This is a genomic window from Actinocrinis sp. (assembly GCF_035946395.1).
GTDB lineage: Bacteria > Actinomycetota > Actinomycetes > Streptomycetales > Catenulisporaceae > Actinocrinis.
The window spans coordinates 1-26,666 of sequence record NZ_DASYZI010000028.1; the positions used below are offsets into that span (position 1 = coordinate 1).

Sequence of the window (26,666 nt, forward strand, 5' to 3'; positions counted from 1 at the left end):
CCCGACGCTGTCTCTGCACGAGCAGCGCGTCCGTCTGCTTCGCGGCCTCGGCTCGATGGCGGCACGTACCGGCGCCGAGGTGACGTGCGTATTCGACGGCGCCGAACTCGGCGGACCGGTCCCGGTACCGCAGCACAAGGGCGTGCGCGTTCTCTTCTCCCGTCCCGGCGAAATCGCCGACGAGCTGATCCGCCGACTAGTCGCCGCGGAACCGCAGGGTCGCCCGGTGATCGTCGTATCGTCCGATCGCGAGGTCGCCGAGGGAGTGCGGCGCTCAGGCGCACGCCCAGTACCTTCGGCGATGCTAGTGCGCGCGCTCGCCCGCGGCTGACGAAGTAAGCCCCCAACGCGTATCACGCGTATCACATGTGTCAGACGTATCAGACGTATCAGACGTATCACATGCCGGGAGAGGAGATGGGAGTCAATTGGAATAAGTATGACTTATTGTAATCCACGCCATACATTCGGTACCTTCGATAGAATTGGATTAGAGAGAAACACTCCACCACCTGCGTCGATGCCACCGGCACACCTGAGAGGCCCACCATGAACACGCTTGAGATTGCTCCCGAAATCACGACCACAGTTACTGCCACAGTCGCTGCCGTGGCCCGGTCGCATGCGGATGCAATGGCTGCGCGCTTGGCCGGGTCGGTGCCGTGCGCGGGAGCGCTGGACGAACTGGTGTTCGATGATCTCTCGGCGGCTGGTTGCCTGGATGCGGTGCTCGCGTGGGAGCGGCTGTTGCGTCACGCGCATGCCGGGCTGGTCCGCGGCCTGGCTGCTCTGGCCCGTCACGAGCCGGAAACCGGTGGCGGTGGCGATGGCGGTGGCGATAGGGGTGGGGGTGGCGGTTGGTTGTGGTTGGTGGAAAGTGAGCTGAGTGCCGCCCTGGCTTGGTCCCCCGCTACCGCCCAGGCGCGGCTGGCCGACGCCCACGCCCTCACCCGCCTGTTCCCCGGCACCCTGCACCAGCTCTCCCTGGGTGAGGTCTCCATCGAGCAAGCCCGCGCCCTAACCCAACTGACCGCCGGCCTCGACGACCCAGCCGCCCGGGCTGTGGAGTCCCGCGTCCTACCCCGGATGGCGGGCCAGAGCGCTGCGGTCACCCGCCAGGCCATTCGTCGCGCGGTGCTGCGCGCCGACCCGCAGGCTGCTGCGAATCGTCACCGTCACGAGCGTGCTCGCCGCCGAGTCGAACTGCGCGCCGAAGACGACGGGATGGCCACGTTAAGCTTTTACCTGGCGGCCGATGTGGCGCAGATGGCCATGCGCACCCTCACCACCCTCGCGCAGGGCGCGAAGCGCAAGAACAAGAACACCAATCCCGCCGATAAGCGCACGCTCGACCAGCGTCGCGCTGACCTGCTGCCCGCGCTCCTGTACCACGCTGCCTGCGGCAACACCGCCGGAACCGGACCAGCGTCATTCACCCTCTCGACGCTCCCGGCCGTGCCGGCGCACGTGAGCGTGGTGGTGAACATCGAAACCCTCCTGGGGCTGAGCCACGAACCCGGTCACCTTACCGGCTACGGCCCGCTGTGCCCCGAGCAAACCCGCCGCATCGCATCAGCGCACACCGCGCAATGGCGCTTCCTGCTCACCGCCAGCGACGGCACCCTCATCGACGCCTCACCCCGCACCTACACACCCCGCGCCGCCGTCAAGCGCCTCACCCAACTCAAGCACACCACGTGCGTGTTCCCGCACTGCCACATGCCCGCCGACCGCTGCGACCTCGACCACAACCAACCCTTCAACAACGGCGGCGAAACCACCCCCGACAATCTCACACCACTTTGCCGCCGCCACCACAACCACAAAACCCACAACCACTGGAAACTCAACCGCACCAACGACACCCTCGCCTGGACCTCACACCTCACCGGACGCGACTACACCACCGCGCCCACCCGCTACCCCGTCGCCGCCGCCTGACTGTTTCAAAGTTTCACAGAAGGCTGAGATTAGAACTCGAATTCGCTCGCACTTCGCCTCCGCCAATCCTGCTAATCCTGCTAATCCCGCCAATCCCGCTGAGCCTGCGCCGGACGGCCGCGGGTCGCTGCGGAACCTGTAACCAAACCCGCAACTGAAACCGCAACTGAAACCGCAACTGAAGCCGTGTGAGTCGAGTGAGGGTGTCTGGCCTGGCCGCACGGTGGCGCACTGATCCGCATGGGTGAAGCGCCATTGCTCTCAGCGTGATGAGTTCACTACGTTGCGCATTCGGCCTATCGATTGGGGATTGGGGCGGCGGAGTGACGCCTCCCTATCCCTACCACCGGACGGGCCGCAACCGAGCGTGAGAGGAGTGACGCCGATCGTGGCGTCCCATAGACGCTTTCGTTTACGTGCGCGCAGCCGCCATGGGGTGGCACGCACGGGGCTGGTGGCCGCGACTCTGGCCGCTGTCGGCTTGGTCCCCGCCATCGCGCACGCCGACCCGGGCGGCGGATCCGCTGCGAACAATCCCGCCAATCCCGCCAATCCCGCTGAGCCTGCGCCGGACGGCCCCGACGCCGTTAAACAGCAGGTCGCTGGCGTCGCCGCGCTTTACCAGCAGGCGGAGGCTAGCACGCAGCAATACGACGCCACCGAGGAACGCATCGCCCGTCTTCAGTCCGCCGTCGCGGGTTCCGCCTCGCGGTCCGCGCAGCTGCACGACCGACTCGCCGCCGTGGCCGGGAACCTCGGTCGCTTCGCCGCTGAGCAGTACCGCGACGCGGGGCTGAGCCCGGCGATGGCTCTGCTCTTCTCCGCCAACCCGGAGAGCTACCTTGAGCGCGCCGGACTGACGTCCCGCGTCGCCATTGTGGATCGGCAGCGCGTTGTGGCCGTGCTCAGTGCCCGGCAGGCGTTGAGCACACTGGATCGCGAGTCCGCTGCGGAACTGGCGGACCTGCATGTAGCCGAAGTCCAGCTCGCCCAGCACCGAGCCGATATCGAGTCCCAGCTGACCGCCGCACGCACTCGCCTGAACTCCCTTGACGCGGTGGACCGCAGCGTCGTGACCGCCGCGCTCGCGCGTGGCGACGATGGTGACGGCTTCGGAGCCGTGATTCCGGCCTCCGCTCCGTCGCTTAGTTCCCTGCTGTCCGCGATCACCAATGCGGTTGCTAGTGCTGCTACTGGCACTGCTACTAACGCTGCTACGGCCGGTCTCGGCGGCGGGGTTGCGGGAAACGATGCCTTCACGCCGCCTGACGCCAGCCGTGCCGTTAAGGCGGTCGAGGCGGCGTACAACGAACTCGGCAAGCCGTACGTGTGGGGTGCGACCGGCCCCGACGATTTCGACTGCTCCGGCCTGACGCAGCATGTGTGGGCGAGCGCCGGGGTTCAGCTGCCGCGTACATCCCAGGAGCAGGCCGACGCCGGCGAGAGCGTCCCGGTCTCCGCGATCCGGCCTGGTGACCTCGTGGTCTACTTTTCCGGCCGTTCCCACATCGGGATCTACGTCGGCCGCGGACTGGTCATCCACTCGCCGCGGCCGGGCTCCGTAGTGCAGTTCACCCCGCTGGACTCGATGCCGATCGACAAGGTGGTCAGGCCGGTGTCGTAGCGTTTGGGCATGCCCCGCACCCTCGTCGTCACGAACGACTATCCTCCGCGCCCCGGCGGCATCCAGGAGTTCGTCCAGTCCATGGTCGACGGGTTCGATCCGGCGGACGTCGTCGTCTACGCCTCGACCTGGCACGGCCGGGCAGAGGAGTGCCGGGTGTACGACGCCGCGCACGATTATCTGACGATCCGTGAGAACACCTCGGTCCTGCTGCCCGAGCCGCGCCGGGTCCGCCGCGCGTGCGAGATCGCCCGGGCCGAGGGCTGTGAGACCGTCTGGTTCGGCGCGGCGGCCCCGCTCGGCCTGATGGCTCCGGCGCTGCGCCGTGTCGGCGTTGACCGTCTCGTCGCCACGACGCACGGCCACGAGACCGGTTGGGCGCAGGTGCCCGGTGCGAGGTCACTGCTGCGCCGGATCGGTGATGGTGTGGACGTGGTGACGTACCTGAGCGAGTATCAGCGTACCCGGATCGGCGCCGTGCTCAGCCCGCAGGCTGCCGCGCGAATGGCGCAGCTGTCGCCCGGCGTGGACACCGACCGTTTCCGGCCCGAGCTGCGTGGGTCGGCCGAGGCGGCGGAGATCCGAAAGCGCTACGGCCTGACGGATCGTCCGGTGGCCGTGTGTATGTCGCGTCTCGTTGCGCGCAAGGGGCAGGACACGCTTATCCGCGCATGGCCCGCCGTCAAGCGAACGGTGCCCGACGCCGCGCTGTTCATCGGCAGTGGCGGCCCGTACCGCAAGGAGCTTGAACGCCTGGCGCGCGAGACAGGTGTCGAACGGGACGTCGTGTTCACCGGCGAGCTGCCATGGGAAGAACTGCCGAACTACTTCGCCGCCGGAGACGTATTCGCCATGCCGTGCCGCACTCGACGCGGCGGACTCGACGTCGAAGGCCTCGGCATCGTCTACCTGGAGGCTTCGGCGACCGGTCTAGCCGTCGTCGGCGGGGACTCCGGCGGGGCGCCTGACGCCGTCATGCATGGCGAGACCGGGTACGTGGTACCCGGCCGTTCGGTCCAGGAGACCGCCCGACGTGTCGCGGAACTGCTAGCCGACCCGCAACTTGCCGCAAAACTCGGCGCGGTCGGGCGGGAGTGGGTAGAACGGCGCTGGCGCTGGTCCAGCATCCGTGAGCATTTTCATACCCTGCTCTACCCGGCGTGAAATGGTGCATATGGTCCGATAATCGGATGAGGGAACGCGCGGCCCGGGACGGGAGCTCCGGGCCGCGCAGCGGTTGTTGCTGCTGCTGGTTTTCCTGCGCCGGTTGTGGAGGCACGGGGAGAAGGAGCGGTGCGATGCGAGAAGAAGATGTGAGGAGAAGCGGTGTGATCGTTGGCTGTGAAGGAACGGAGAGAAGGAGAAGGAGCGGGTGTGATCGGCAGCGGTGAAGGGGCCGGGCCGTGCGATCGATGCCGCTGCTTCTACAAGGTTCATTCGCGGCGTTTGTGCTGGGGGGCGGTGTTCGTGAACTGCATGTGCTGTCGCTTGTGGTGGTCCCATCCTCCGCACGTCACTTGAATGAGTGGAGGGCGATCCGGGGAAAATCGGGTGTTTCTCGGTGTTGAGTAAGGCCGTTGCTCGATGATGTGATGAGCCCGGATTGTCCCGGTCTGCATATCGCTCGATATCGCTCGCCCGGGTGACGTGCGGAGGGGACGGTGGGGGTGAGGGTGAGGCTAGTGCGCGTACAGCTTGTCGATCTCCTCGGCGAACTGGTCCGCGATCACGTTGCGCTTGATCTTCATCGACGGGGTGATCTGGCCGGCGTCGATCGTCCATTCGACCGGGAGCACCGTGAACTTGCGGATCGACTCGGCCTTCGACACCGCCTCGTTGGCGCGCGACACGGCGGCCTCGATCTCCTGGAGCACCGCCGGATCTCCGGCCAGCTGGGCCAGCGGCGTGCCCCGGTCCCGGCCGTTGTGCTCCAGCCAGGTCGGCAGTGCCTCCGGGTCCAGGGTGATCAGCGCTGCGATGAACGGCTGTTTGTCGCCGACCACCATGGTCTGGTTGATCAGCGGATGTGCGTTGAGGCGGTCCTCAAGCACGGCCGGGGCCACGTTCTTGCCGCCTGCGGTGACCAGGATCTCCTTCTTGCGCCCGGTGATCGACAGGTAGCCCTCGTCGTCGAGGCGGCCGAGGTCACCGGTCTTGAGGTAGCCGTCCGCGGTGAACGCCTCGGCGGTGGCCGCGTCGTTGTTCCAGTAGCCCTTGAACAGCAGCGCGCCGTTGACCTCGATCTCACCGTCGTCCGCGATGCGGACCGTGACGCCGGGCAACGGCCGGCCGACCGTTCCGGCCTTCGCGTTCGGGTACGGGTTTACCGACACGGCGGGCGACGTCTCGGTCATGCCGTAGCCCTCGCACACGAACAGCCCGACGCCGCGGAAGAAGTGGGTCAGCCGGGCGCCCAGCGGCGCGCCGCCGGAGATCGCGGCCTTCGTGTTGCCGCCGAGGGCCGCGCGCAGCTTGCCGTAGACCAGCCGGTCGAACACCTTGTGCTTCAGGCTCAGGCCGAGCGGCACCTTCCCGGCCTCGTACGCCTGCGACCAGGCGATCGCGGTCTCCGTGGCCGCGTCGAAGATCCTGCCCTTGACCTTGCTCTCGGCGTGCGCCTTCTGGCTGGCGCCGTTGTAGACCTTCTCGAAGACCCTGGGCACCGACAGGATGAACGTCGGCTGGAACGAGGCCAGTTCGGGCAGCACGTTCTTCGCGTCGGAGCAGTGCCCGAGCTTGGCCCGCGCGTAGATCGAGCCGATGTGGATGATCCGCGCGAAGACGTGCGCCATCGGCAGGAAGAGCAGGGTCGTGGCATCTTCGCCTACGGTCTCGCCGCGGAATACCTTCGTCAGGAAGTCGACCGCGTTGCAGCCGTCGGCCATCAGGCTCCCGTGCGACAGGACGCAGCCCTTGGGGCGTCCGGTCGTGCCCGAGGTGTAGATGATCGTGGCGGTCGAATCCGAGCGCAGCGTGGCACGCCGCTCGTCGAGTACGGAGGCGGGCACGTCCGCGCCGGCGGCGGTGAGCAGCGCCATCGCGCCTGGCCGACCGTCCGACTCGATCTGCCACACGTGCTTGAGCCCGGCGGCCCGGTCGCGCACCGACTCGATGACGGCGTTGTTCGCCGGAAGCTCGGCGAACACCGCCATCGCGCCGGAGTCGGACAGGATCCAGGCGACCTGCTCGGCCGACGAGGTCTCGTAGATGGGCACCGGGACCGCGCCAGCCTCGAAGATCGCGAAGTCGAGCAGCGACCACTCGTAGCGGGTCCTGGACATGATCGCCACGCGGTCGCCCGCATTGACACCGGACGCGACGAGCCCCCGCGCCACCGCGATGACCTCGTCCAGGAACTCACGGGCCGTCACGTCGTGCCAGACGCCGTCGATCTTGCGGGCCAGCACCGCCTTGTCGGGCGCCTCGGCGGCGTTGCGGTGCACGAGGTCGGTGAGGTTGGCCTCGGCGGGCACCTCGTACAACGGTTCGACACTGAACTCGCGCACGCGCGGCTCCTCAAGCACGGAGGGGAGTGTATGGTCTGAAGTTACCGGGTACGCATCGACGTCGGCACGCGGCATGGCGCGCCGCCGTTTCCACCACGACAGCCGGTTTTCGCGGGCCCTGCACCGACGGTACATCTCATTACCGGCGAGTAGCTAGTGTCCGAGCCGCGGTCGCGTTCCCTCCTTAGCGCCGCGATGGCGCGGTACCCTGAACCGAGCAGAGCCGGGGGCACGGCCGGCCGGGGCAGAAAGGCAGGGCGATGGCGGACCGGACCAGAGCCTCGATCCAGATCGGCGCGCCCGCCGCCGACGTCATGGCGGTCATCGCGGACCTGCCCTCGTACCCCCAGTGGACCGGAGAGGTCAAGCAGGCCGAGGTGCTGGAGCAGGACCCCGACTCCGGCCGCGCCGCCCGGGTGCGCCTGTCCATCGACTCCGGGGCGCTGCGCGACCGGCAGGTGCTCGACTACACCTTCGACGGGGACCGCGCCGTGCGCTGGACTCTGGTCGAGGGGGAGATGCTGCGTTCGCTTGAGGGCTCTTACGTGCTGACCCCCGCTGAGGGCGGCTCCGCGACCACCGTCGAGTACAGCCTGGCCGTGGACGCCAAGATCCCGCTGTTCGGGATGATGAAGACCAAGATCGAGAAGGTCATCATCGACCGCGCGCTGGCCGGACTGAAGAAGCGCGTCGAAGCCACGGCGCGGTAGCCCGCGCGGCCGAAGCCAGACACCCATGGAGACCATGCCGGACGAGCAAGGCCGCGCCACGCGCCTGGTGTTCTGCACCGGGAAGGGCGGCAGCGGGGTGACCACGGTCGCCGCGGCCACCGCCGCGCACGGAGCGCAGCGAGGTCTGCGTACGCTGATCCTCTCCCTCGGCGCGCTCGGCCCGGACAACGACGCCGACGACCTGCCCGCGATCCTCGACCATCAGGTCGGCACGGTCCCGACTCAAATCGACGACCTTCTCTTCGCGCAGCGGTTTGCGGCCCAGCCCGCGTTCGAGGAGTGGTACGGCAAAGCCGCCACCCGCTTCCGTGCCGCCGTTGAAACTTTCGGCGTCTCGATCCCCGACGCGGCCGAACTCGCCGCCCCGCCGGGGGCAGCCGAACCGCTCGCCCTGAACGAGATCAACGCCGCGGTCACCGGCGGTGCCTGGGACCTGGTCGTCGTCGACGGGCCGCCGCTCGGCCCCGCGCTGCGGCTGCTCGCGCTGCCCACCAGCGCCGAGACCTGGCTGCGCCGCGCCCGCCCGGTCGAGGGCCAGGCAGCCCGCGCGCTGCGGCCGATGCTGGCCACCCTCGCCGGGCTGCCGCTGCCGCAGAACGGCCTGGTCGAACTGGCCGAGGACGCCGCGCGCCGGGCCGCCGCCACGCACGCCACGCTGTCCGACCCGCTCTCCTCGGTGCGCCTGATCGCCACCCCGGACACCGTCCCGATCGCCCGGCTGCGCGCGGCCCGCACCGCGCTGGCGCTCTACGGCCTGCGGCTGGACGGACTGGTGATCAACCGCCAGATCCTGGAGGCGCCGCGGGACAGCTGGTCGCGGGGCTGGTCCGCCGCCCAGCGGATCGCCACCGAGACGCTCACCGAGACTTTCGCCGGCGTCCCGGTGCACGAGATCCCGTACCGGCCCTGCGAGCCGCTCGGCCTGGAAGAACTCGCCGTCGTGGCCGCCGCGGCCTACGGCGCGGGTGACGGCCTCGGACCGGCCGCCGCCGCGCCGTCGCCCGTTCTCACCGGGTCCGAGGGCGGATACACCCTGGTCGTGCCGCTGCCCGCGGCCGACCGACGCGGTCTCGGACTGGTGCGCCGCGGCGACGACCTGATCCTCACCGCAGGCGCGTACCGGCGCACCCTGCCACTGCAACCCGTGCTGCGCCGGTGCCGTGTCGCCAGCGCAGTGCTGCGTGACCAAGCGCTCAACATCCGCTTCGTCCCCGACCCGGAGCTGTGGCCCGAGGTGTCCGGACCGGCGGCGCAGCCCCCGCAAGACCCGTCCCCCGCAGGAGGCCAGCCGTGACCGAGCAGCCGCAGGACCCGGACGTAGTCCAAGACGACGAAGAGGAGATTCCAGTCGTCGAGATGAGCACCGTCACGCGCCCTCCCGCAACCACCACTCCAAATGCCGACTGGACGCGGACTGAGCCGGTACGGGATGATCCGGGAACGTTCGGTGAGGAAGCGCGGCGGCTGTGGGACTCGGTCCGCGAGCAGTTCGTCGATCCTCTCGTGCGTAACTACCCGGAGGCGGCCGGGCATCTCACCACAGCGGGCACGGAGCTCGCGGCGGCGCTGCGCGCGCTCGTCCGCGGCGCCGAGCAGCGGTGGACCAAGGGCGGCGAGGAGCGCTCGGACGAGGGTCGCGGCGGCCCGGACGGGCCGGAAAAGGCGGAGTGAGGGGACCATGGGACTGACGATCGGCGTCGACATCGGCGGCACGAAGATCCTGGCCGGCGTGGTGGACGAGAACGGCGCCATCCTCGACCAGGTCAAGATCGCCACGCCGAGGGACTCGGCGCAGACCGCCGAAGCCATCGCGCAGGCCGCCCTGTCCGTCCGCAAGGACTACCCGGTCGAGGCGGTCGGCCTCGGCGCGGCCGGGTTCATCAGCGCGGACCGCGCCACGGTCCTGGTGGCGCCGAACATGTCCTGGCACGACGAGCCGCTCAAGTCCAGGATAGAAGCCCTCATAGACCTGCCAGTCGTGGTCGAGAACGACGCGAACGCGGCCGCCTGGGGCGAGGCCCGTTTCGGCGCCGGGGTCGGCCAGGCCAACGTCGTGCTCTACACCATCGGCACCGGCGTGGGCGGCGGCATCGTCCTCAACGGCGAGTTGTTCCGCGGCCACTTCGGCATCGGCGGCGAACTCGGCCACTACCGTGTCGTCCCGGACGGCCGGCTGTGCGGCTGCGGCCAGCACGGCTGCCTTGAGCAGTACGCATCCGGCAGCGCCCTGACGCGGTTCGTGAAGGAGCACGCGAAGGCCGACCCGGATCGGGCCCAGATCGTGCTGTCGCTGGGCGACGGCACGCCGGAGGGCATCGTCGGCGCGCACATAACCGAGGCTGCGCGTAAGGGCGACCCGATCGCCCTTGAGGCCTTCGAGGAGATCGGCGTCTGGCTCGGCCAGTCGATGGCTGACGTCGCCTCGATCCTCGACCCCGGGGTCTTCGTGGTGGCCGGCGGCGTGTCCGACGCGGGCGAGATACTCACCAGCCCGACCCGCAAGAGCTACCACGCCAACCTCGCGGGCACCGGAGACCGGCCGTTCGCAGAGGTCGTCACCGCCACGCTCGGCCCGGACGCCGGACTGATCGGCGCGGCAGACCTCGCCCGGCACCGGTAAACAGGTTCAGACGACGGCGCCGAAGTCGTCCGGGTCGTCGTCCCCGTCGTCGGGCCGGTCCTTCAGCCGGCTGACGAGGTATCCGAAGCCGATGACTCCGGCGAGCACGCACAGCAACGCAGCCCACTGCGGCGTGTTCCAGTGCAGGATCGTGGCCAGCGCGAGATACCCCGGCCCGCCGAGGCCCGCGAGCCATGCCGCCTTGGTCGGCACGCCCAGTTCCGGCAGCGGCGGCGGGGGAGGGGGGACGAAGCCCTCGTCGTCGCTCGGGTCATACGGCGGATCCCAGTCGCGCGGCCCCGCCGCGGTCCACGTGACCGCCGGAGGCGCCGAGGGCGGCACGTCCTGCTCCGGCCGCGACGCCGGCCGTACGACGCGGGAAGGCGCCGCAGGGGTCTGTGTCACGTCGGGGTCCCCCGGCAGATTCTCCACGTCGGGCCACAGGTCCGCCCGGTCGGCGGTGCTGGCGTGGAACGAGGCGACCAACTCGGTCCACACCGCGTCGTCCACGGCGCCCGGTCGATCGCCCTCGCTCGGGCGGTCCGGACGGTCCATGTCGCCTGTGGTCATCGCGGAGCTCCCGCCTCGAGAGTGCGTGCCGTCACGTGACCCGTGACCGAGCCGAACCTTTGTGCCGGCAGCTGTATCGGCGGCGACGCGCTCGTGGTCGCGGGATCAGCCACCGTCGCCTCCTTCGCCTCACCGGGCCTTGGGCGCCGCTTTCCGGCGCGGACCTCGAATCCGGCTCTGTGGGCATCGTCCCACGCCGCGTGCATTCCCGTACAGCCAACGGCACACTCGGACTTACGTGCCGCCTTGTGTTCCGTCATGCACGCCGCAGCCGCGGCGGCGCCGGTACACTGCGGCTCCCGTGCCAGATCCGCCGCCCCGGGAGGTGCAGCCGTAACGTGTCGCACACCGACGCGTCGACCAGTAGCGACTCGGACGTACGCAAAAACACCGTGCCAGGGAACTCCGGGTTCTACGGGCTGCTCAAGAACACGGTGATCGGTCCGCCGCTGCGTCTCGCCTTCCGGCCGCTGACCGAGGGGGCCCGGGACTTCCCGGCCGAGGGGCCGGTCCTGCTGGTCGCCAACCACCAGTCCTTCGCGGACTCGCTGTTCATGCCGATGGCCACGCCGCGCCCCGTCAAGTTCCTCGCCAAGGCCGAGTACTTCACCGGCCGGGGCGTCAAGGGCCGGCTGTCCGCCGGATTCTTCCGCGGCGTCGGCTCGATCCCGATCGACCGCTCGGGCGCGACTGCCGCCGACCCGGCGCTGACCACCGCGCTGCGGCTGCTGTCCGAGGGACACGTCGTCGGGATGTACCCCGAGGGAACCCGCTCCCCGGACGGACGCCTCTACAAGGGACGCACCGGGGTCGCCCGCATCGCGCTGACCGCACGCTGCCCGGTCGTCCCGTGCGCCATCTTCGGCACCCGCCGGGTCCAGCCCACCGGGCGCCGCGTCCCGGTTCCCACGCTGCATCCCAGCGGCCGGGTCCGCGTCTGGTTCGGCAAGCCGCTCGACTTCTCCCGGTACACCGGGCCCGACGGCGAGGCCTGGAACGAGTTGGCGGGCACCGAGGCCGAGCGCGTGGTGCTGCGTGCGGTGACGGACGAGATCATGCTCACCCTTGAGCGGATGACCGGCAGCGAGTACGTCGATGTCTACGCCTCCACGCTGAAGAAAGCCACGAAGTAGACGAGTAAGCAGACGAGCAGAGCCGGTCGGCGCGCCGTCACGCGGCCGGGTTCAGCGCGATCCGGTGGCCGGTGACGGCGACCTTGGTTTGCAGGTAGCGCAGGTTCGACGGGGTGACGAACACGCCGGTGGGCACCTTGTCCCGCACCTTGATCCCCTGCCGGATCAGCTGCGCTTCCTTGTCCGGGTTGTTGGACAGCAGCCGGATCTGCGACACGCCGAGGGCGTGCAACATCTGCGCCGCCGCCGCATAGTCGCGACCGTCCGAGGGCAGACCCAGCGCCTCGTTCGCCTCGTAGGTGTTCAGGCCCTGGTCCTGGAGCGCGTACGCGTCGAGCTTGTTGTACAGCCCGATGCCCCGGCCCTCCTGCCTCAGGTAGACGAGGTAGCCGCCGGCCTTCGCGATCTTCTCCGCGGCGTCGCGCAACTGCGGCCCGCAGTCGCAGCGCGCCGAGCCGAACACGTCCCCGGTAAGGCACTCCGAGTGCACTCGCACCAGCGGCGTCTTCTGTTCGGCGTACCGGCCGAGGCCGAACGCCACGTGCTCCAGTCCGTCGACGAGCCCGTCGAAGGTGAACGCCTGAGCCTGAGTGCTGAACTCGTCCCCGAACTGCAACGGGATGCGGACGCTGGTGCGTATGGCGGCGGGCGGCAGCCCGGCCGTCTGCGTGGACTCCTCGCTCATCCCGTGGCTCCCGTGACTGGTGATGTACTGAATTGATGTGTTGATTGTTCATTCGAAAACCAAGAACGGGCGCGACGTATGGGGAAATTCCCGCCACCCGGTATGGTTTCGCGTTGTTCACGTGCCTGTCACCCGTCCGCGATGCGAACCGGGGTAAAGCGACTGACGAGTAACCGGTAGGTTGGGGGCCGAGGCCGAACGCCGCAAGACCCGCCACGGCGGCGGGCGGGACGGCGACGGGGCAACGGCGCCCGGCATCCGACGTGAGCCCAGCACGCGCCGTTGAGCGTACCGCAACGGGTTGCGACGGGACTCCCGGTCGGCGTAAGCGGCCTCACAGTGCAGACTCTGGGCCGAGTCCTTACCCTCACGCCAGATGGGCGACCCGGTGCGGCGGCCGCCCTCAACATCGGTTTCGAAGGGATCACAATGCGCGTCGGAGTCCTGACCGGCGGGGGCGACTGCCCCGGTCTGAACGCCGTCATCCGAGCCGTCGTCCGCAGGGGCGTCCAGCAGTACGGCTACGAGTTCGTCGGGTTCCGCGACGGCTGGCGCGGCCCGCTCGAAGGTATGACCCGCGAACTGAGCGTCAAGGCGGTGCGCGGGATCCTGCCGCGCGGCGGCACCATCCTCGGCTCCTCCCGCACCAACCCGATCAAGGTCGAGGGCGGCGTGGAGCGGATCAAGCAGAACCTGGCGGACCTCGGCGTGGACGCGCTGGTCGCGATCGGCGGCGAGGACACCCTCGGCGTGGCGACCAAGCTCACCGAGGAGGGCGTGCACGTCGTCGGCGTCCCGAAGACGATCGACAACGACCTGAACGCCACCGACTACACCTTCGGCTTCGACACCGCGGTCACCATCGCGACCGAGGCGATCGACCGGCTGCACACCACCGCGGAGTCGCACCACCGGGTCCTGATCGTCGAGGTCATGGGCCGGCACGCGGGCTGGATCGCGATCCACTCCGGCATGGCCGGCGGCGCGAACGTCATCCTCATCCCCGAGGAGAAGTTCGACATGGACCAGGTCATCGAGTGGGTCGAGTCGCGGTTCAAGAGCGAGTACGCCCCGATCGTGGTCGTCTCCGAGGGCGCGACGCCGCTCGACGGCGGCGAGGCGCTGGTCTCGCAGGAACTCGACGCCTTCGGCCATGTGCGGCTCGGCGGCATCGGCGAGGCACTGGCCAAGGAGATCGAGAAGCGCACCGGCAAGGAGGCGCGCACCACGGTGCTCGGCCACGTCCAGCGCGGCGGCACCCCGACCCCGCGCGACCGCTGGCTGGCCACCCGCTTCGGCCTGCACGCGATCGACGCGGTGCACGACGGCGACTGGGGCAAGATGGTCGCGCTGCGCGGCACCGACATCGTGCGCGTCCCGCTCTCGGACGCCACGACCGAGCTCAAGCTCGTGCCGAAGTCGCTCTACGAAGAGGCCAAGATCCTGTTCGGCTGAGGCCGGGACCTGCGGCGCCGGTCAACGGCACCGTGTGGACGTCACGACGTCGCACGGTGCCGTTTTGCGTGTGCGCGCGCTGCGTTCACGAAGGGCGCCGCGCAGGTAGAACGCGCATGAAGAACTCGTCGAGAACTGCGGTACGTTCTGCGGGAGACCCGCCGACTCGGAAGCGAGCGATGTCCCCCCAGCCCGCGACGCCGCAGACCGCCCGCGCGATCAACGACCGCGCGGCCTTGGCGGCGTTCGACGCGCGCGGCGCCCTGACCGCCGGACAGTTGCAGGAGGCCACCGGCCTGGCCCGCCCGACGGTCACCGAGCTGCTCGGCCGGCTCGGCAGCGCGGGGCTGGTCGAGCAGATCGGCGAGGTCGGCGCGGACCGGCGCGGCCCGAACGCGCGGCTCTACGCGCTGGCCGGGCACCGCGCCTGCGTCGCGGGCATCGACGTGCGCACGGACATCGTCTACATGACGGTCATCGACCTCGCCGGGCGCACGCTCGCGGAGCGTGCCGCGCCGATCGAGCCCGGAACAGCCACGCCGGCCGCGCTCGACACGGTCACCGATGTTCTGGCGGAGGCGGTCAGCGTGTCGAGCGCGGCCGGGCCGCTGGCCTCGGTGAGCATCGGCATGCCCGGCCTGATCAATCCGGTGACCGGCCTGGCCCGCCCGGTCACCGCCGACGCCGGCTGGCACGCCGAGCTGGCCCAGGCGGTGCGGGAGCGCACCGGCCTCGACCCCGGCGCCGTCACCCTGGACAACGAGGTCAACCTGGCCGGCATCGCCGAGCACCGGGCGATCGGCCCGCTCGGCATCGACTCCTTCGGCCTGCTGTGGCTCGGCGACTTCGGCGTCGGGGCGAGCCTGGTCCTGGACGGTGTGCTGCGCCGCGGAGCCTCGGGCGGCGCGGGCGAGCTCGGCTTCCTCGCCGTGCCCGGCGCCGGCCCGCAGATCAGCCCGTACGACTGCACCGGCGGCCTGTACGACCTGGTCCGCCCGGCCGCCGTGACCGACCTCGCCGCCAGGCACGGCGTGAAGCCGACCGACGTCGGGCACGCCCCGTTCCGCACGCAGTTGGCCGAGCGCATCGCGCTGGGCGCCGCCGCGTTCGCGCTTGTCGTCGACCCCGGCGTCGTCGTCCTCAGCGGCGAGCTCGGCCGGCTCGGTGGCGAACCGCTGGCCGACGCCGTCGAACAGCGGCTCGCCGCCGTGTGCCCCGTGCCGACGCGCGTGCGGACGACGGCGGTGCCCGGCAACCCGATCCTGACCGGCGCCGTGGCCACCGCCCTCGACCGCGCCCGCACTGCGCTGTGGCCGTGACGGCCTTACTGTGCGCTCGACTCCCCTGGCGCGTCCGGGCTCAGCAGCCTGCTGATCTCCCGCCGCAGGATCCCCAGCCCGTCCCGGCTGAAGATCGACTCGGCGTGGAACTGCACGCCCGCGTACCACGGCCCGCGCATCGCCGCGATCTCGCGCGATCCCGGCAGCGTCGCGATCCGTAGCCCCGGCACCGCGAAGCGCGGCGCCAGCGCCGCGAACGAGTTGTAGAAGCCGACCAGCTCGCGCCGTCCGAACAGATCCACCTCCACCTGCGTCCCCTGATTCGGCTCCGGCAGACGGGCCAGCTCGAACCCGAGCGCGGCGCACAGGAACTGGTGACCGAGGCACACCCCGAGCACCGGCTGCTCGCGCGCGAACAGCCGCTGGATCAGCGTCCTGCCGACGCGCGCCTTCGGCATCGCGAGATCCCGCGGGTCGCCGGGCCCGGGCCCGAGCAGCACGAGGTCGAAGCCGTCGAGTCCGTCGTGCTCCTCGTATCCGGCGGTGCCGTCCACCGCCGCGTACGGCGTGCGCGTCACGTCCAGCCCCAGCGCGCGCAGCTGAACGGCGAGCATCGACGTGAACGCGTCTTCGTTATCGATGATCAGGACGCTGCGTCCGCGCAGCTCCGGAACCGTGAACTCGCCCGGGGCGTGCTCCTCAAGCCAAAACGACGCGAGTGACGTGTTCCGCTCGGCCAACGCGGCGCGAACCCGCTCGTCGTCAGCCCACTGCTGCGGCCCGTCGCTGTGCTCGCGCTGCGTCTCGGCCACGGCGGCAGCGGGCTCGGCGCCGACCCCGAACGCCCGCAACACGCCCGCCGCCTTCGCCCGCGTCTCGCGCACCTCCTCGTACGGATCGGAGCCGCGCACCAGCGTCGCGCCCACCGGGATGCGCACCGATCCGTCGGCAGGGTCCAGATAAGCCACGCGCAGCAGCAGCGAGGCGTCCATCGACGGCCGCGGGCCGATCAGCGCCGCCACGCCGGCGTAGTAGCCGCGCCCCTCGGTCTCATGGCGCTGAATCACCCGGAAGGCGTTGCGGATCGGCGAGCCGGTGGCGGTCGGGGCGAACATCGTCTCGCGCAGCACCCGCCGCACGTCCATCGACGTGCGGGCCCTGATGTAGTACTCGGTGTGCGCGAGGTTCCGCATCTCCTTGAGGAACGGCCCGGTCACCCGGCCGTGCCCGCCGACCTCGGCGAGCATCTTCAGCTCCTCGTCGACGACCATCGCCAGCTCGTCGCGTTCCTTCGGGTCGGCGAGGAAGCCGAGCACCTGTGCGGCGGTGGCCGAGGCGGGTGGCATGCGCAGGGTCCCGCTGATCGGGTTCATCACCGCGACGCCGTCGTGCACCGAGACGTGCCGCTCGGGCGTGGCGCCGACCAGCACGCGGTCACCGGTATGCACGAGAAACGTCCAGTACGCCCCGCGTTCCTGCGTCAGTAGCCTGTGAAAGGCGCCGAGCGCCGTGGCCATGACGTCGTCGCAGTACCCGACGAACGTCCTGCGCAGCACGAAGTTGGCGCCTTCACCGCGCCCGATCTCGTCCTCCAGCACCGTCTTGACCTGGAGCGCGTAGGCGTCGTCGGAGACGTCGAAGTCGCCGCTGAGCAGCTGTGGCGGACGAACCTCGGGCAGGTCGCCGATCTCGATCTCGGTGCGCGACCGCACCAGCAGCGTGACGAGAGGCGTCCCGTCGTCGTGACAGGCGTCACCGCGCTCGCGCAACTGCCGGTAAGGCACCAGCGCGAGCTGCTCGCCGCACTCAGGCAGATCCGCCAGCCGCGCGACGGTCATCACGTCGCCGCGCAGCACCTCGATCCGTGCCCTGCCTTCCCGTCGCAGCAGCGCGAACGGGGGAGTGAGGTCCAGTGCATCCTGCCTGGACAGGGCGTCTTGTCTGGCCACGGTTTGTCTGACCCTGGTTTGTCTGACCACGGTGTCGTCCATGACATCCGGCCTTCCGATAGGCCGGCTGCCGCCTGGACCGGACCGGATGCCCGCGCAGAACAGCGAACCGGCCGCCAGGTCGGCGGCCGGTTCGCGAGTCGTGGAGTGCGCGCGATCCTCAGAAGTCCGCCGGTGAGGCGGACCACCACTGGTTCAGCTGGAAGATTGCGCACATGCCGAGGACTGTAGCAGGGCGCTCACTTTTTGGGCAGCAGGAACGAGGCGCCGAGGACGACCACCGCGAGCGCGGCGCAGATCGACGCCGACACGGTCATCGCGGTCACGTAGCCGTGCACGTTCGGCTTGGCACCCAGGACGCTGAAGAACACGGTGCCCACGACGGTCACGCCGATCGCGTTGCCGAACTGCTGCACGGTCGTCAGTGCGCCCGCGGCCATGCCCGCCTGCGGGGTCGGTATCCGGAGCAGCACTGCGCCGATGATCGACGGGAGCGCGAGTCCGTTGCCGAAGCCGACCACGACCATGCCCGGGATCAGCCATCCGGCGGTGGTGTGGTCGCCGCGCGCCGCGAGCATCGCGACGGTCAGCAGCAGGCCGGCGAGGCTGACCGCGGCTCCGATCGACACGACTCGGCGGCCGAACCTGCTCGCGAACCAGGAACTGGTCGCGAAGGCCAGGCCGAGCGGGGTGAACGCCAGGCCGGCGGTCAGCGGGCTCAGACCGAGGCCGTCTTGCAGCAGCAGGGTTAAGCAGAGCATGAATCCGGCGAAGAAGGTCAGGTAGCCGCCCGCGATCACCAGGCCGGCCGCGAAGACCCGCTCACGCAGCAGCCCGACGTCGAGGACCGGCGCTGCGCCGTGGCGGCCGAGCCGGGACTCGTAGGCCAGCACCGCGGCGCCGACCGGAACGGCGGCGGCGATCGACAGCCACGTCCACAGCGGCCAGCCCTCCGTTCGGCCGAGGGTGACCGGTACCAGCACGAGCGCCAGCGCGGCGCTGATTGCGACCGCGCCGACCGGGTCGAGCCGGGTCGCGGCGCGGCGCTCGTGGCCGGGCAGCCAGCGCGCGGCGAGCAGCGCGGCGGTCAGGCCGATCGGCACGTTGATGAAGAAGATGGTCCGCCAGCCCCAGCCGAACAGGTTCGCGTCGAGCAGCACGCCGCCGAGTACCTGGCCGGCCACCGCGCCGATGCCGATCACCCCGCCGAACGCCGCCATCGCGCGCGCCCGCTCGTGCACCGGGAACATCAGGTTGATCAGCGCGAGCACCTGCGGCACCATCGCCGCCGCCGTCGCGCCCTGCAGGATCCGCGCCGCCACCAGCATCGCCGGGCTGTCGGACAGCCCGCACAGCAGGGAGGCGATCGTGAACGTCGTCATCCCGATCAGGAACAGCCGCCGGTGGCCGTGCAGGTCGCCGAGCCGGCCGCCGGTGATCAGGCCGCTGGCGTACGCGAAGCCGTAGCCGCCGACCACCAGTTCGATCCCGGCGTCGGTGGCGTGCAGGTCGTGTTCCAGTGAGGGCGCGGCGACGTTGACCACGAAGTAGTCGAAGATCGCCATGAACATCGCCGCCAAGAGCACCGGCAGGGTCTGCCATCGCCGCGGATCGGGCTCGGCGGTCGTTCGGGACGTCGGTACAGCGGCGGGCTTGGCGGCGACGGTGAGCATGGAGCGGTTGGCGGCATCGGACATGCCTACCCCCTGAGAAGCATTGCGCTGAAGATTGTTCGATGATCATCGAATTATTGACGTGTTGATAGTACGAGACTCATCGAACGAAGTGCAACCGGATATCCCCACGCCCTCGTAGGATCCCGTTAACACTCAACACCAGGGGACCGACAGTGATTTCGCAGACCTCGTCCACCTTGTCCGATTACCTCCCGGCAACAGGCCGCTACGACGAGATGCAGTACCGGCGCAGCGGACGCAGCGGCCTGCGGCTGCCGGCGATCTCGCTCGGCCTGTGGCACAACTTCGGCGACGCGCAGCCGCCGCAGACGCAGCGCGCGGTGCTGAGGCGGGCGTTCGACCTCGGCGTGACGCACTTCGACCTGGCCAACAACTACGGCCCGCCCTACGGCAGTGCCGAGGCGAACTTCGGCACGGTGTTCGGCCAGGATCTGCGGCCGTATCGGGACGAGCTGATCATCTCCACGAAGGCCGGATACGACATGTGGCCCGGCCCGTACGGCGACTTCGGCTCGCGAAAGTACCTGCTCGCCTCGCTGGACCAGTCGCTGCGCCGGATGGGGCTGGACTACGTCGACGTGTTCTACCACCACCGCCCCGACCCGGACACGCCGCTTGAAGAGACGATGGGCGCGCTGGACGCGGCCGTGCGCTCCGGAAAGGCCCTGTACGCCGGCATCTCCAACTACGACCCCGAACGCACCCGCGCCGCCGCGGCGATCCTGCGCGACCTGGGCACCCCGCTGCTGATCCACCAGCCGCCGTACTCCATGCTGCACCGCGGTTCGGTCGAGAACGGACTGCTCGACGCGCTCGCCGACGTCGGCGCCGGGTGCATCTGCTTCTCTCCGCTCGCGCAGGGCATCCTGACCGACCGGTACCTGGCCGGTGTACCGGCCGGCTCACGCGCGTCCGTCGGTCGCTTTCTGCGGCCGGAGGCACTGACCGACGAGGTCATGGCGAAGGTCGGGGCGCTGAACGAGGTCGCTGCCGGGCGTGGGCAGTCGCTGGCGCAGCTGGCGCTGGCCTGGGTGCTGCGCGACTCTCGGATGACCTCGGCGATCATCGGCGCCTCGTCGGTCGCCCAGTTGGAGACCAACGTCGCGGCGCTGCGCGCACCCGCACTGGCGCCGGAAGAACTGGACACCGTGGAGCAAATCCTCACCGGCCGTTCGTCTCGCTGACCGAAATGGGTCCTACCTGCGTGACAGCCGTCCCGTAGCCTTGAGGGGTGGATACGAACCGCACCGACAACGCCGCCGCCGAATCCTGGCGCGAACGTCCGGCCAAACAGCAGCCCGCGTGGCCGGACGCGACGGCCGTCCGGCGGGCCGCCGACGAACTGCGCTCGTATCCGCCCCTCGTCTTCGCCGGCGAGTGCGACCTGCTCAAGCAGCGCCTCGCCCAGGTTGCCCGCGGCGAGGCGTTCGTCTTGCAAGGCGGCGACTGCGCGGAGACCTTCGCCGGGGTGACCGCCGACGCCATCCGCAACAAGCTCAAGACGTTGCTACAGATGGCCGCCGTGCTCACCTACGCCGGCTCGGTGCCCGTGGTCAAGATCGGCCGCATCGCCGGGCAGTACGGCAAGCCGCGCTCCAAGGACACCGAGACCCGCCACGACGTCACGCTGCCCGCCTACCGCGGCGACTCGGTCAACGGCTTCGACTTCACCGCCGAGGCCCGGGTGCCCGACCCGTGGCGCATGGTGCGCATGTACCACTCCTCCGCGTCCACGCTGAACCTGGTGCGCGCCTTCACCACCGGCGGCTATGCCGACCTGCACCAAGTGCACGCCTGGAACCGCGACTTCGTGGCGACCTCGCCCTCGGGCAAGCGCTACGAGATGCTCGCCTCCGAGATCCAGCGCGCGTTGGACTTCATGCGCGCCTGCGGCGTCGATCCGGAGGAGACCCGCACCGTCGAGTTCTTCTCCTCGCACGAGGGGCTGCTGCTCGAATACGAGGCCGCACTCACCCGCACCGATTCGCGCACCGGCGCCCTGTACAACACCTCAGGGCACTTCGTCTGGATCGGCGAGCGCACCCGCGACCTCGACGGCGCGCACGTGGAGTACTTCTCCAGGATCCGCAACCCGATCGGCATCAAGCTCGGCCCGAGTACGACCTCTGACGACGCACTGCGGTACCTGAACCGGCTCAACCCGGACCGCGAGCCCGGGCGGCTGACCTTCATCATCCGGATGGGCGCCGGGCTCATCCGGGAGAAGCTGCCCGCGCTGGTGGAGAAGGTCACCGCCGAGGGCCACCAGGTCGCCTGGATCTGCGACCCGATGCACGGCAACACCTTCGAGGCGCCCAGCGGGCACAAGACCCGCCGCTTCGACGACGTGCTCGACGAGGTCAAGGGCTTCTTCGAGGTGCACCGCGCGCTCGGCACCCACCCCGGCGGCATCCACGTCGAGCTGACCGGCGACGACGTCACCGAGTGCGTCGGCGGCGGCGACGAGATCGCCTTCGGCGACCTGGGCACCCGCTACGAGTCGGCCTGCGACCCGCGGCTGAACCGCTCGCAGTCGCTCGACCTGGCCTTCCTGGTGGCCGAGATGTACCGGAGCGCGGCGTGACCGGCGTGGATGAGGGCACAGCGGTGGAATCAGACACAGCGACGGAAACAGACACTGTGACGGAATCAGACACGGTGATGGAATCAAGCACGGCGATGGAACCAGACACAGTGGTCGACCTGCGCAGCGACACTGTCACCAAGCCCACCCCGGCGATGCGCGCCGCGATCGTCGAGGCCGAAGTCGGCGACGACGTCTACGGCGAGGACCCGACGGTCGCCGCGCTTGAGGCGAAGGTCGCCGACATGTTCGGGTTCGAGGCGGCGCTGTTCGTCCCGACCGGTGTCATGGCCAACCACATCGCGATGCGGATGCTGGTGCGGCCCGGCGGCGAGCTGATCGCCGACGCCGACGCGCACATCCTCGCGCACGAAGACGCCGGCCTCGCCTGGCACGGTGGAATCCAGACCCGCACGACGCTGACGTCGAACGGCCTGCTGACGCCGGACGACGTCGCACGCCTGATCCGCCCGCACATCCCGCACACGCTGGGCACCACTGCGGTCGAGCTGGAGAACACCCACAACCGCGGTGGCGGCTCCGTGTACGGCGTCGACCATCTGCGGGCGATCCGCGAGGTGGCCGACGCGCACGGCATCGCAGTGCACATCGACGGCGCGCGCATCTGGAACGCCCACATCGCCAGCGGCGCCCCGCTGCGCTTCTACGGCGAGATCGCGGACACCATGTCGGTCTGCCTGTCGAAGGGGCTCGGCGCCCCGGTCGGCTCGGTCGCATTGCTGCGGGCCGAGCAGCGTGCGCAGGCCGTGCTGATGCGCCATCGGCTCGGCGGCGGCTGGCGGCAGGCCGGCCTGCTCGCCGCCGCGGGCATCTACGCGCTCGATCACCACATCGGCCGCCTCGCCGAGGACCACGCGAACGCGCGCCTGCTGTACCGGCAGCTGCACGCCGCGGGTCTGGCGGTGCGCATGCCGGAGACCAACATCGTGCTCGTAGACGTGCCCGATGCCCCGGCCCTGGCCGCGCGCGCCGCGCAGCACAATGTACGCGTATCAGCCTTCGGTCCTCAGTTGGTGCGTTTGGTGACGCATCTGGACGTTACCGAGAAGGACTGTGTGTTCGCGGCCGAGGTTCTGGCCCGGGTCGCCTGACGCGGCGTCGAATCGGATGGGCGCAATGCCCGTCACATCGCTTTTCACCAGCCCGGATGGTCCCATACCGTCCTGGTTGGTGGGCGTTCGCGGCTGTTGATAGAGCCCTGCGATATGGATACCTTCCTTCCGACGTTTCGACTCGCTTGCTTCGCCAGGGGGACGGTACCGATGGGCCTGTTCGACAAGCTCTTCAACGACGACGAGAAGGAAAAGCAGGAGGAGGCGAAGCGCAAGGCGGCGGAGAAGTACGCCGAGGAACACAGCCACGCGGACGGGCACGGTCACGCGGACGGTGACGGGCACGCCGAGCCGGCGAAGAAGACCGCTGCCAAGAAGACCGCGGCGAAGAAGACCACCCCTGCCGCGGTCGCCGAGAAGGCCACTGCGAAGACCGCCGCGGCTCCCGCGGCGAAGGCCACGGTTCCGCATCAGCACACTGCGACCGCTGCCTCCGCGGCGCACGCCCCGTCCGGGCCGAGCCACACCCACGCCGCCTCCACCGCGGCCGCCGTGACCGCCGCGCACGACCAGGCGATGACGCTGCACGTGCTCTCACACATCCCGGACCACCAGCCGCGCGAGGACGACCCGCACTACCACCTGTTCGAGCAGGCCAAGTCCCGGCTCAAGCGGCAGGGCCTGTGGAAGTGCATGATCAACGACGACCTGTGCAACGGCGATCCGGAGCTGCACCACACCTACATCGAGTTCTCCCAGATCAACGAGGTCGATCCGGCGAAGGTCCAGCAGGCGCTCGGGCTGCACTTCGCGAACGACGAGGAGTTCCAGGTGTGGGCGGAGTCCCCGGGCAACCTCGAAGTACTCTGCGTCGCCCACCACCGCGCGCACTACGGCATCCACATGATCCCCGGCCCGCTGTGGGAGGCGCTGCGCTTCCGCAAGAAGGGCACCGAGGCCGCCGCCGAGTTCATCCCGGCTTCGGAAGCCGACAACTGATACCGGCGACCGACGCCGACTCACGCTCGGGCCGCGTCCGCGCCCTCACGCGTGAGACAGGCCTCACCGCCGATGAGTGAGGCCTCGTACACCTCGATCTTCCGGCTGATCAGGTTCAGGCACTCGGTCAGCTCCGCCACCTGAGCGATGACGCGCTCACTGTTTCATGCGCGCCGAGCTCGACCGGCTGCGGCCGCTCGCGCTGTCCACGGACCTCGCCGAGTAGGGCGGCACGCGTGCGAGTGTCAGTGTGCTTCGAGGTCCGTGCGGGCGAAGCGCGGCAGCAGGAAGCCCAGTGGTAGGCAGAGGACGACCAGGGCGCCCGCGAACCACAGCGTGCTTGAGGTGGCGCTGACCGAGCTGTGCCCCGCGCGCAGCGAGTCGAAGTACAAGGTGCCGAACAGCGCGACGCCGAGCGAGTTCGCCAGCTGCTGCACCGCGTTGAGCACGCCGCCTGCGGTGCCGGTCTCCTCGTCGTCGACCGCTGAGACGACCGTCGCGAAGAAGGTCGTGATCAGCAGTCCCATACCGAGGCCGCAGACGCCGTAGGCGGGCACCAGGTCCCAGGTGGTCAGCGACCGGCCGGCGGCGTCGACCGTCCAGGCGACGCCGCCGATGCCGGCCGCCATCATCACGCCGCCGCCGTGCAGCACCTTGCGGCCGTATCTGGGAGCCAGCAGCCCGCCGCCGAGGCCCGCGCCGATCGCCGCGCCGAGCGAGAACGGCAGGCCGGTCAGGCCCGCGTGCAGCGAGCTGTAGCCGAGCGCGAGCTGGATGTGCAGCATCAGCACCAGGAAGAGCGCGCCCATTCCGGCGAAGAAGAAGGTCCCGTACACCAGCCCGCCGCTGAACGCCCGCTTGGCGAACACCGACGGGGTCACCAGCGGCGTGCGGCCGTGACGCTGCCGCCCGCGCTGCTGGAGCCAGAAGAGTGAGAACACCGGAGCCGACGCCGCCATCATCGCGAACATGGAGGCCGGCCAGTTCTTTTCGCGGCCCTGGATCAGCGGATAGACCAGCAGCAGCATGCCGAGGCCCGACAGCAGCATCCCGGCGACGTCGAGCGTCGGCCCTGGGGCGTCGATGCCGTGCGAACGCTCGCGGCCACGCGGGACGACTCGCCACGCGAAGGCGAAGGCGAGCAGGCCGAGCGGCAGGTTGACCCAGAACACCGAGCGCCATTGCGAGCCGAACAGGTTCGCCTGGACCAGCGCGCCGCCGACGATGGGCCCGAGCGTCGCGGCCAGCCCCATCACCGGGCCGAAGATGCCCATCGCGGCGCCGGCCTGAGCGGGCGGGAAGACCGAGCGGATGATCGTCAGACCCTGCGGCAGCATGATCGCCGCCGAGAGGCCCTGTAATGCGCGGGCGGCGATGAGCAGTTGTGGGTCGCCGGCCGCGGAGCTGAGCGCGGAGAACGCGGTGAACGCGCCAATGCCGATCAGGAACATGCGCCGATGGCCGTAGAGATCGCCCATCCGGCCCGAGGTGATCAGCGCGACCGCCATGGCCAGGGTGTAGCCGGCGATGACCCACTGCAACTGGCTGCTGGAGGCGTGCAGGTCACGGGCGATCGACGGCGCCGCGACGTTCACGATGGTCGAGTCCAGCAGGTCCATGACGTCCGCGCCGAGCACGGTGAGCAGCACGAGCCACTGGAGCTTGGAGGGGCGCAGTCCGGTCGGTTTGGTGGTGGTCGCGGCGGTGGCGCCAGCGGCGGTGTTGCCGGTGCTGGCGTCTCGCGGGCTGTGTGGGGGTTGATTGGTGGTGGTCGACATGGCTGCCTCCCCGTGGTGTTGAGCATGGTGTGAGCGTGGTGCGAGCGGAAGTATGGAACGAACGGTGTTTGTTCCTGGAACGGTGTTTGGTATTAGAACACCGTTCTACAGTCGTACGATGTTCGAGTCAAGTACACTGTTCGTGAATTGCGTACACTGTTCGTCCGGGGGTACGGTCGAACGTGAGGCAGGAGTCAGCGGACTGAAAGCAGCCGCGCCGAGACGAGGACCGGGAGCGCGGATGACCATCGCGCGGGACAAGGCACAGCGGGGCAGGCTCGGCGTCGCCCCGCCGCCATGGGCGGGGCCGAAGGCCGCACAGGCCGGCCGGGCCGGCCGGGCGGACAAGCCGCAGCTCAGCCGGGAGGCGATCGTCGCGGCCGCGATGCGGATCGTCGACGGTGAGGGCTTGGACGCCGTCTCCATGCGGCGGATCGCGCATGAGTTCGGCACCGGCGCCGCCTCGCTCTACGCCTACGTCGCGAACAAGGACGAACTGCTTGATCTCATCTTCGACTGGGTCATGGGCGAGACCGCGGATCGCTGGCCCGAGACCGAGCCGACCGCGGACAACTGGCGTGACCTGGCGCGGGACACGATTCGCCTGGCGCACGAGGTGCTGACCTCGCACCGCGACGTGGCCCGCGCGTTCCAGGGCCGGATCCCGTTCGGGTCCAACGGCCTGCGCCTCGTGGAGATCCAGCTGGCGATCATGCGGGCCGGCGGCGTGCCTGACGGCGTCGCCGCGTTCGCCGGGGACCTGATCGGCCAGTTCCTGATCTCGTGGGCGGTCGAGGACGACATGTGGCGCACGCGCTTCGCCGACGCGGACGAGGAGCGTATCGCCGGGCAGATGGCCGAGATCCGCGATTACCTGGCCGCGCTGCCGGCCGACCGCTTCCCCAACGTCGTGGCGCTGGCCGGGCCGTTGATGAGCCAGCAGCCCGAGGGCCTCGACCGTTTCGAACTCGGGCTTGAGGTGCTCTTGCGCGGCATCGCCTCGTTCGCTGCCGACGCGCGCGAGCGCGACGGGAAGGACGA

General features: G+C 69.8%; 22 protein-coding genes. 16 read left to right on the forward strand and 6 right to left on the reverse strand.

All coding sequences use genetic code 11. From position 1 onward, the window contains the following. From VGS97_RS02205 to VGS97_RS02220, 4 genes are all read left to right on the forward strand, one after another. On the forward strand, nucleotides 1-331 hold a 331-nt coding region (locus tag VGS97_RS02205; RefSeq protein WP_326851455.1), incomplete at its 5' end, for an NYN domain-containing protein. A gap of 218 nt (nucleotides 332-549) precedes the next feature. Continuing rightward, a complete protein-coding gene (locus tag VGS97_RS02210) occupies nucleotides 550-1,941 on the forward strand; it encodes an HNH endonuclease (protein WP_326851456.1) in 1,392 nt (463 codons plus the stop codon). Between the two features lie 436 nt (nucleotides 1,942-2,377). Next, nucleotides 2,378-3,565, forward strand: coding sequence for a C40 family peptidase (locus tag VGS97_RS02215; RefSeq protein ID WP_326851457.1), 1,188 nt, complete (start codon nucleotides 2,378-2,380; stop codon nucleotides 3,563-3,565). Nucleotides 3,566-3,574: 9 nt separating this feature from the next. Next, entirely contained in the window at nucleotides 3,575-4,729 is a 1,155-nt protein-coding gene (locus VGS97_RS02220) for a glycosyltransferase family 4 protein (RefSeq protein WP_326851458.1), read from the forward strand. Nucleotides 4,730-5,244: 515 nt separating this feature from the next. Here VGS97_RS02220 and VGS97_RS02225 read toward each other — a convergent pair. Further along, nucleotides 5,245-7,071, reverse strand: coding sequence for an AMP-dependent synthetase/ligase (locus VGS97_RS02225; protein ID WP_326851459.1), 1,827 nt, complete (start codon nucleotides 7,069-7,071; stop codon nucleotides 5,245-5,247). 260 nt (nucleotides 7,072-7,331) lie between these two features. Between VGS97_RS02225 and VGS97_RS02230 the strand changes: the two genes are divergently transcribed. From VGS97_RS02230 to VGS97_RS02245, 4 genes are read left to right on the forward strand one after another with little or no spacing between them, the layout of a single operon-like run. Beyond that, a complete protein-coding gene (locus VGS97_RS02230; RefSeq protein WP_326851460.1) occupies nucleotides 7,332-7,781 on the forward strand; it encodes an SRPBCC family protein in 450 nt (149 codons plus the stop codon). A gap of 34 nt (nucleotides 7,782-7,815) precedes the next feature. Then, entirely contained in the window at nucleotides 7,816-9,096 is a 1,281-nt protein-coding gene (locus tag VGS97_RS02235; protein ID WP_326851461.1) for an ArsA family ATPase, read from the forward strand. After that, nucleotides 9,093-9,473 carry a DUF5304 family protein gene (locus VGS97_RS02240; RefSeq protein ID WP_326851462.1) on the forward strand — a complete coding sequence of 127 codons (381 nt, stop codon included), beginning with the start codon at nucleotides 9,093-9,095 and terminating at the stop codon, nucleotides 9,471-9,473. The genes VGS97_RS02235 and VGS97_RS02240 overlap by 4 nt, the downstream gene beginning before the upstream one ends. Before the next feature lie 7 nt (nucleotides 9,474-9,480). Then, nucleotides 9,481-10,422, forward strand: a complete 942-nt coding sequence (locus VGS97_RS02245) for an ROK family glucokinase (protein ID WP_326851463.1) — start codon at nucleotides 9,481-9,483, stop codon at nucleotides 10,420-10,422. A 6-nt stretch (nucleotides 10,423-10,428) separates the two neighbouring features. Here the strand turns inward: VGS97_RS02245 and VGS97_RS02250 are convergent, their stop codons facing one another. Next, nucleotides 10,429-10,992: a hypothetical protein gene (locus tag VGS97_RS02250; RefSeq protein WP_326851464.1), complete on the reverse strand. Its 564-nt coding sequence runs from the start codon at nucleotides 10,990-10,992 to the stop codon at nucleotides 10,429-10,431. 338 nt (nucleotides 10,993-11,330) lie between these two features. On the opposite strand from VGS97_RS02250, the gene VGS97_RS02255 reads away from it, so the two are divergent. After that, nucleotides 11,331-12,125, forward strand: a complete 795-nt coding sequence (locus VGS97_RS02255; RefSeq protein WP_326851465.1) for a lysophospholipid acyltransferase family protein — start codon at nucleotides 11,331-11,333, stop codon at nucleotides 12,123-12,125. Nucleotides 12,126-12,162: 37 nt separating this feature from the next. Here the strand turns inward: VGS97_RS02255 and VGS97_RS02260 are convergent, their stop codons facing one another. Then, nucleotides 12,163-12,810, reverse strand: a complete 648-nt coding sequence (locus VGS97_RS02260) for a GTP cyclohydrolase II (protein ID WP_326851466.1) — start codon at nucleotides 12,808-12,810, stop codon at nucleotides 12,163-12,165. A 429-nt stretch (nucleotides 12,811-13,239) separates the two neighbouring features. Here VGS97_RS02260 and VGS97_RS02265 point away from each other — a divergent pair, with 429 nt between their 5' ends. Further along, complete coding sequence (locus VGS97_RS02265) at nucleotides 13,240-14,265, forward strand: 6-phosphofructokinase (RefSeq protein WP_326851467.1); 1,026 nt, start codon at nucleotides 13,240-13,242, stop codon at nucleotides 14,263-14,265. Between the two features lie 179 nt (nucleotides 14,266-14,444). After that, on the forward strand, nucleotides 14,445-15,584 hold the full coding sequence (locus tag VGS97_RS02270; RefSeq protein WP_326851468.1) for an ROK family transcriptional regulator: 1,140 nt from the start codon (nucleotides 14,445-14,447) through the stop codon (nucleotides 15,582-15,584). Nucleotides 15,585-15,589: 5 nt separating this feature from the next. Here the strand turns inward: VGS97_RS02270 and VGS97_RS02275 are convergent, their stop codons facing one another. After that, nucleotides 15,590-17,536 (reverse strand): anthranilate synthase family protein, encoded by a 1,947-nt coding sequence (locus VGS97_RS02275; protein ID WP_349261949.1) that lies wholly within the window; start codon nucleotides 17,534-17,536, stop codon nucleotides 15,590-15,592. A gap of 197 nt (nucleotides 17,537-17,733) precedes the next feature. After that, nucleotides 17,734-19,191: an MFS transporter gene (locus tag VGS97_RS02280; protein ID WP_326851470.1), complete on the reverse strand. Its 1,458-nt coding sequence runs from the start codon at nucleotides 19,189-19,191 to the stop codon at nucleotides 17,734-17,736. A 152-nt stretch (nucleotides 19,192-19,343) separates the two neighbouring features. Between VGS97_RS02280 and mgrA the strand changes: the two genes are divergently transcribed. The 4 genes from mgrA (at nucleotide 19,344) to VGS97_RS02300 (ending at nucleotide 23,847) form a co-directional block, all read left to right on the forward strand. After that, a complete protein-coding gene (mgrA, locus tag VGS97_RS02285) occupies nucleotides 19,344-20,375 on the forward strand; it encodes an L-glyceraldehyde 3-phosphate reductase (RefSeq protein WP_326851471.1) in 1,032 nt (343 codons plus the stop codon). 47 nt (nucleotides 20,376-20,422) lie between these two features. Further along, nucleotides 20,423-21,775, forward strand: a complete 1,353-nt coding sequence (locus VGS97_RS02290) for a class II 3-deoxy-7-phosphoheptulonate synthase (protein ID WP_326851472.1) — start codon at nucleotides 20,423-20,425, stop codon at nucleotides 21,773-21,775. A gap of 95 nt (nucleotides 21,776-21,870) precedes the next feature. Then, nucleotides 21,871-22,887 carry a GntG family PLP-dependent aldolase gene (locus VGS97_RS02295; RefSeq protein WP_326851473.1) on the forward strand — a complete coding sequence of 339 codons (1,017 nt, stop codon included), beginning with the start codon at nucleotides 21,871-21,873 and terminating at the stop codon, nucleotides 22,885-22,887. Between the two features lie 171 nt (nucleotides 22,888-23,058). After that, nucleotides 23,059-23,847, forward strand: coding sequence for a hypothetical protein (locus VGS97_RS02300; protein WP_326851474.1), 789 nt, complete (start codon nucleotides 23,059-23,061; stop codon nucleotides 23,845-23,847). 245 nt (nucleotides 23,848-24,092) lie between these two features. Here VGS97_RS02300 and VGS97_RS02305 read toward each other — a convergent pair whose 3' ends face one another. Further along, on the reverse strand, nucleotides 24,093-25,625 hold the full coding sequence (locus VGS97_RS02305) for an MFS transporter (RefSeq protein WP_326851475.1): 1,533 nt from the start codon (nucleotides 25,623-25,625) through the stop codon (nucleotides 24,093-24,095). Between the two features lie 241 nt (nucleotides 25,626-25,866). Here VGS97_RS02305 and VGS97_RS02310 point away from each other — a divergent pair. After that, nucleotides 25,867-26,666, forward strand: an 800-nt coding sequence (locus tag VGS97_RS02310) for a TetR/AcrR family transcriptional regulator (protein WP_326851476.1), incomplete at its 3' end; no start/stop codon positions are given.

What these genes read in the sequence shown, in the direction of transcription:
- VGS97_RS02210 (WP_326851456.1), top strand. Translation starts at nt 550, where the DNA reads ATGAACACGCTTGAGATTGCTCCCGAAATCACGACCACAGTTACTGCC.
- VGS97_RS02220 (WP_326851458.1), top strand. Translation starts at nt 3,575, where the DNA reads ATGCCCCGCACCCTCGTCGTCACGAACGACTATCCTCCGCGCCCCGGC.
- VGS97_RS02230 (WP_326851460.1), top strand. Translation starts at nt 7,332, where the DNA reads ATGGCGGACCGGACCAGAGCCTCGATCCAGATCGGCGCGCCCGCCGCC.
- VGS97_RS02235 (WP_326851461.1), top strand. Translation starts at nt 7,816, where the DNA reads ATGCCGGACGAGCAAGGCCGCGCCACGCGCCTGGTGTTCTGCACCGGG.
- VGS97_RS02245 (WP_326851463.1), top strand. Translation starts at nt 9,481, where the DNA reads ATGGGACTGACGATCGGCGTCGACATCGGCGGCACGAAGATCCTGGCC.
- VGS97_RS02250 (WP_326851464.1), bottom strand. Translation starts at nt 10,992, where the DNA reads ATGACCACAGGCGACATGGACCGTCCGGACCGCCCGAGCGAGGGCGAT.
- VGS97_RS02260 (WP_326851466.1), bottom strand. Translation starts at nt 12,810, where the DNA reads ATGAGCGAGGAGTCCACGCAGACGGCCGGGCTGCCGCCCGCCGCCATA.
- VGS97_RS02265 (WP_326851467.1), top strand. Translation starts at nt 13,240, where the DNA reads ATGCGCGTCGGAGTCCTGACCGGCGGGGGCGACTGCCCCGGTCTGAAC.
- VGS97_RS02270 (WP_326851468.1), top strand. Translation starts at nt 14,445, where the DNA reads ATGTCCCCCCAGCCCGCGACGCCGCAGACCGCCCGCGCGATCAACGAC.
- VGS97_RS02275 (WP_349261949.1), bottom strand. Translation starts at nt 17,536, where the DNA reads ATGGACGACACCGTGGTCAGACAAACCAGGGTCAGACAAACCGTGGCC.
- VGS97_RS02280 (WP_326851470.1), bottom strand. Translation starts at nt 19,191, where the DNA reads ATGTCCGATGCCGCCAACCGCTCCATGCTCACCGTCGCCGCCAAGCCC.
- VGS97_RS02295 (WP_326851473.1), top strand. Translation starts at nt 21,871, where the DNA reads ATGGAACCAGACACAGTGGTCGACCTGCGCAGCGACACTGTCACCAAG.
- VGS97_RS02300 (WP_326851474.1), top strand. Translation starts at nt 23,059, where the DNA reads ATGGGCCTGTTCGACAAGCTCTTCAACGACGACGAGAAGGAAAAGCAG.
- VGS97_RS02305 (WP_326851475.1), bottom strand. Translation starts at nt 25,625, where the DNA reads ATGTCGACCACCACCAATCAACCCCCACACAGCCCGCGAGACGCCAGC.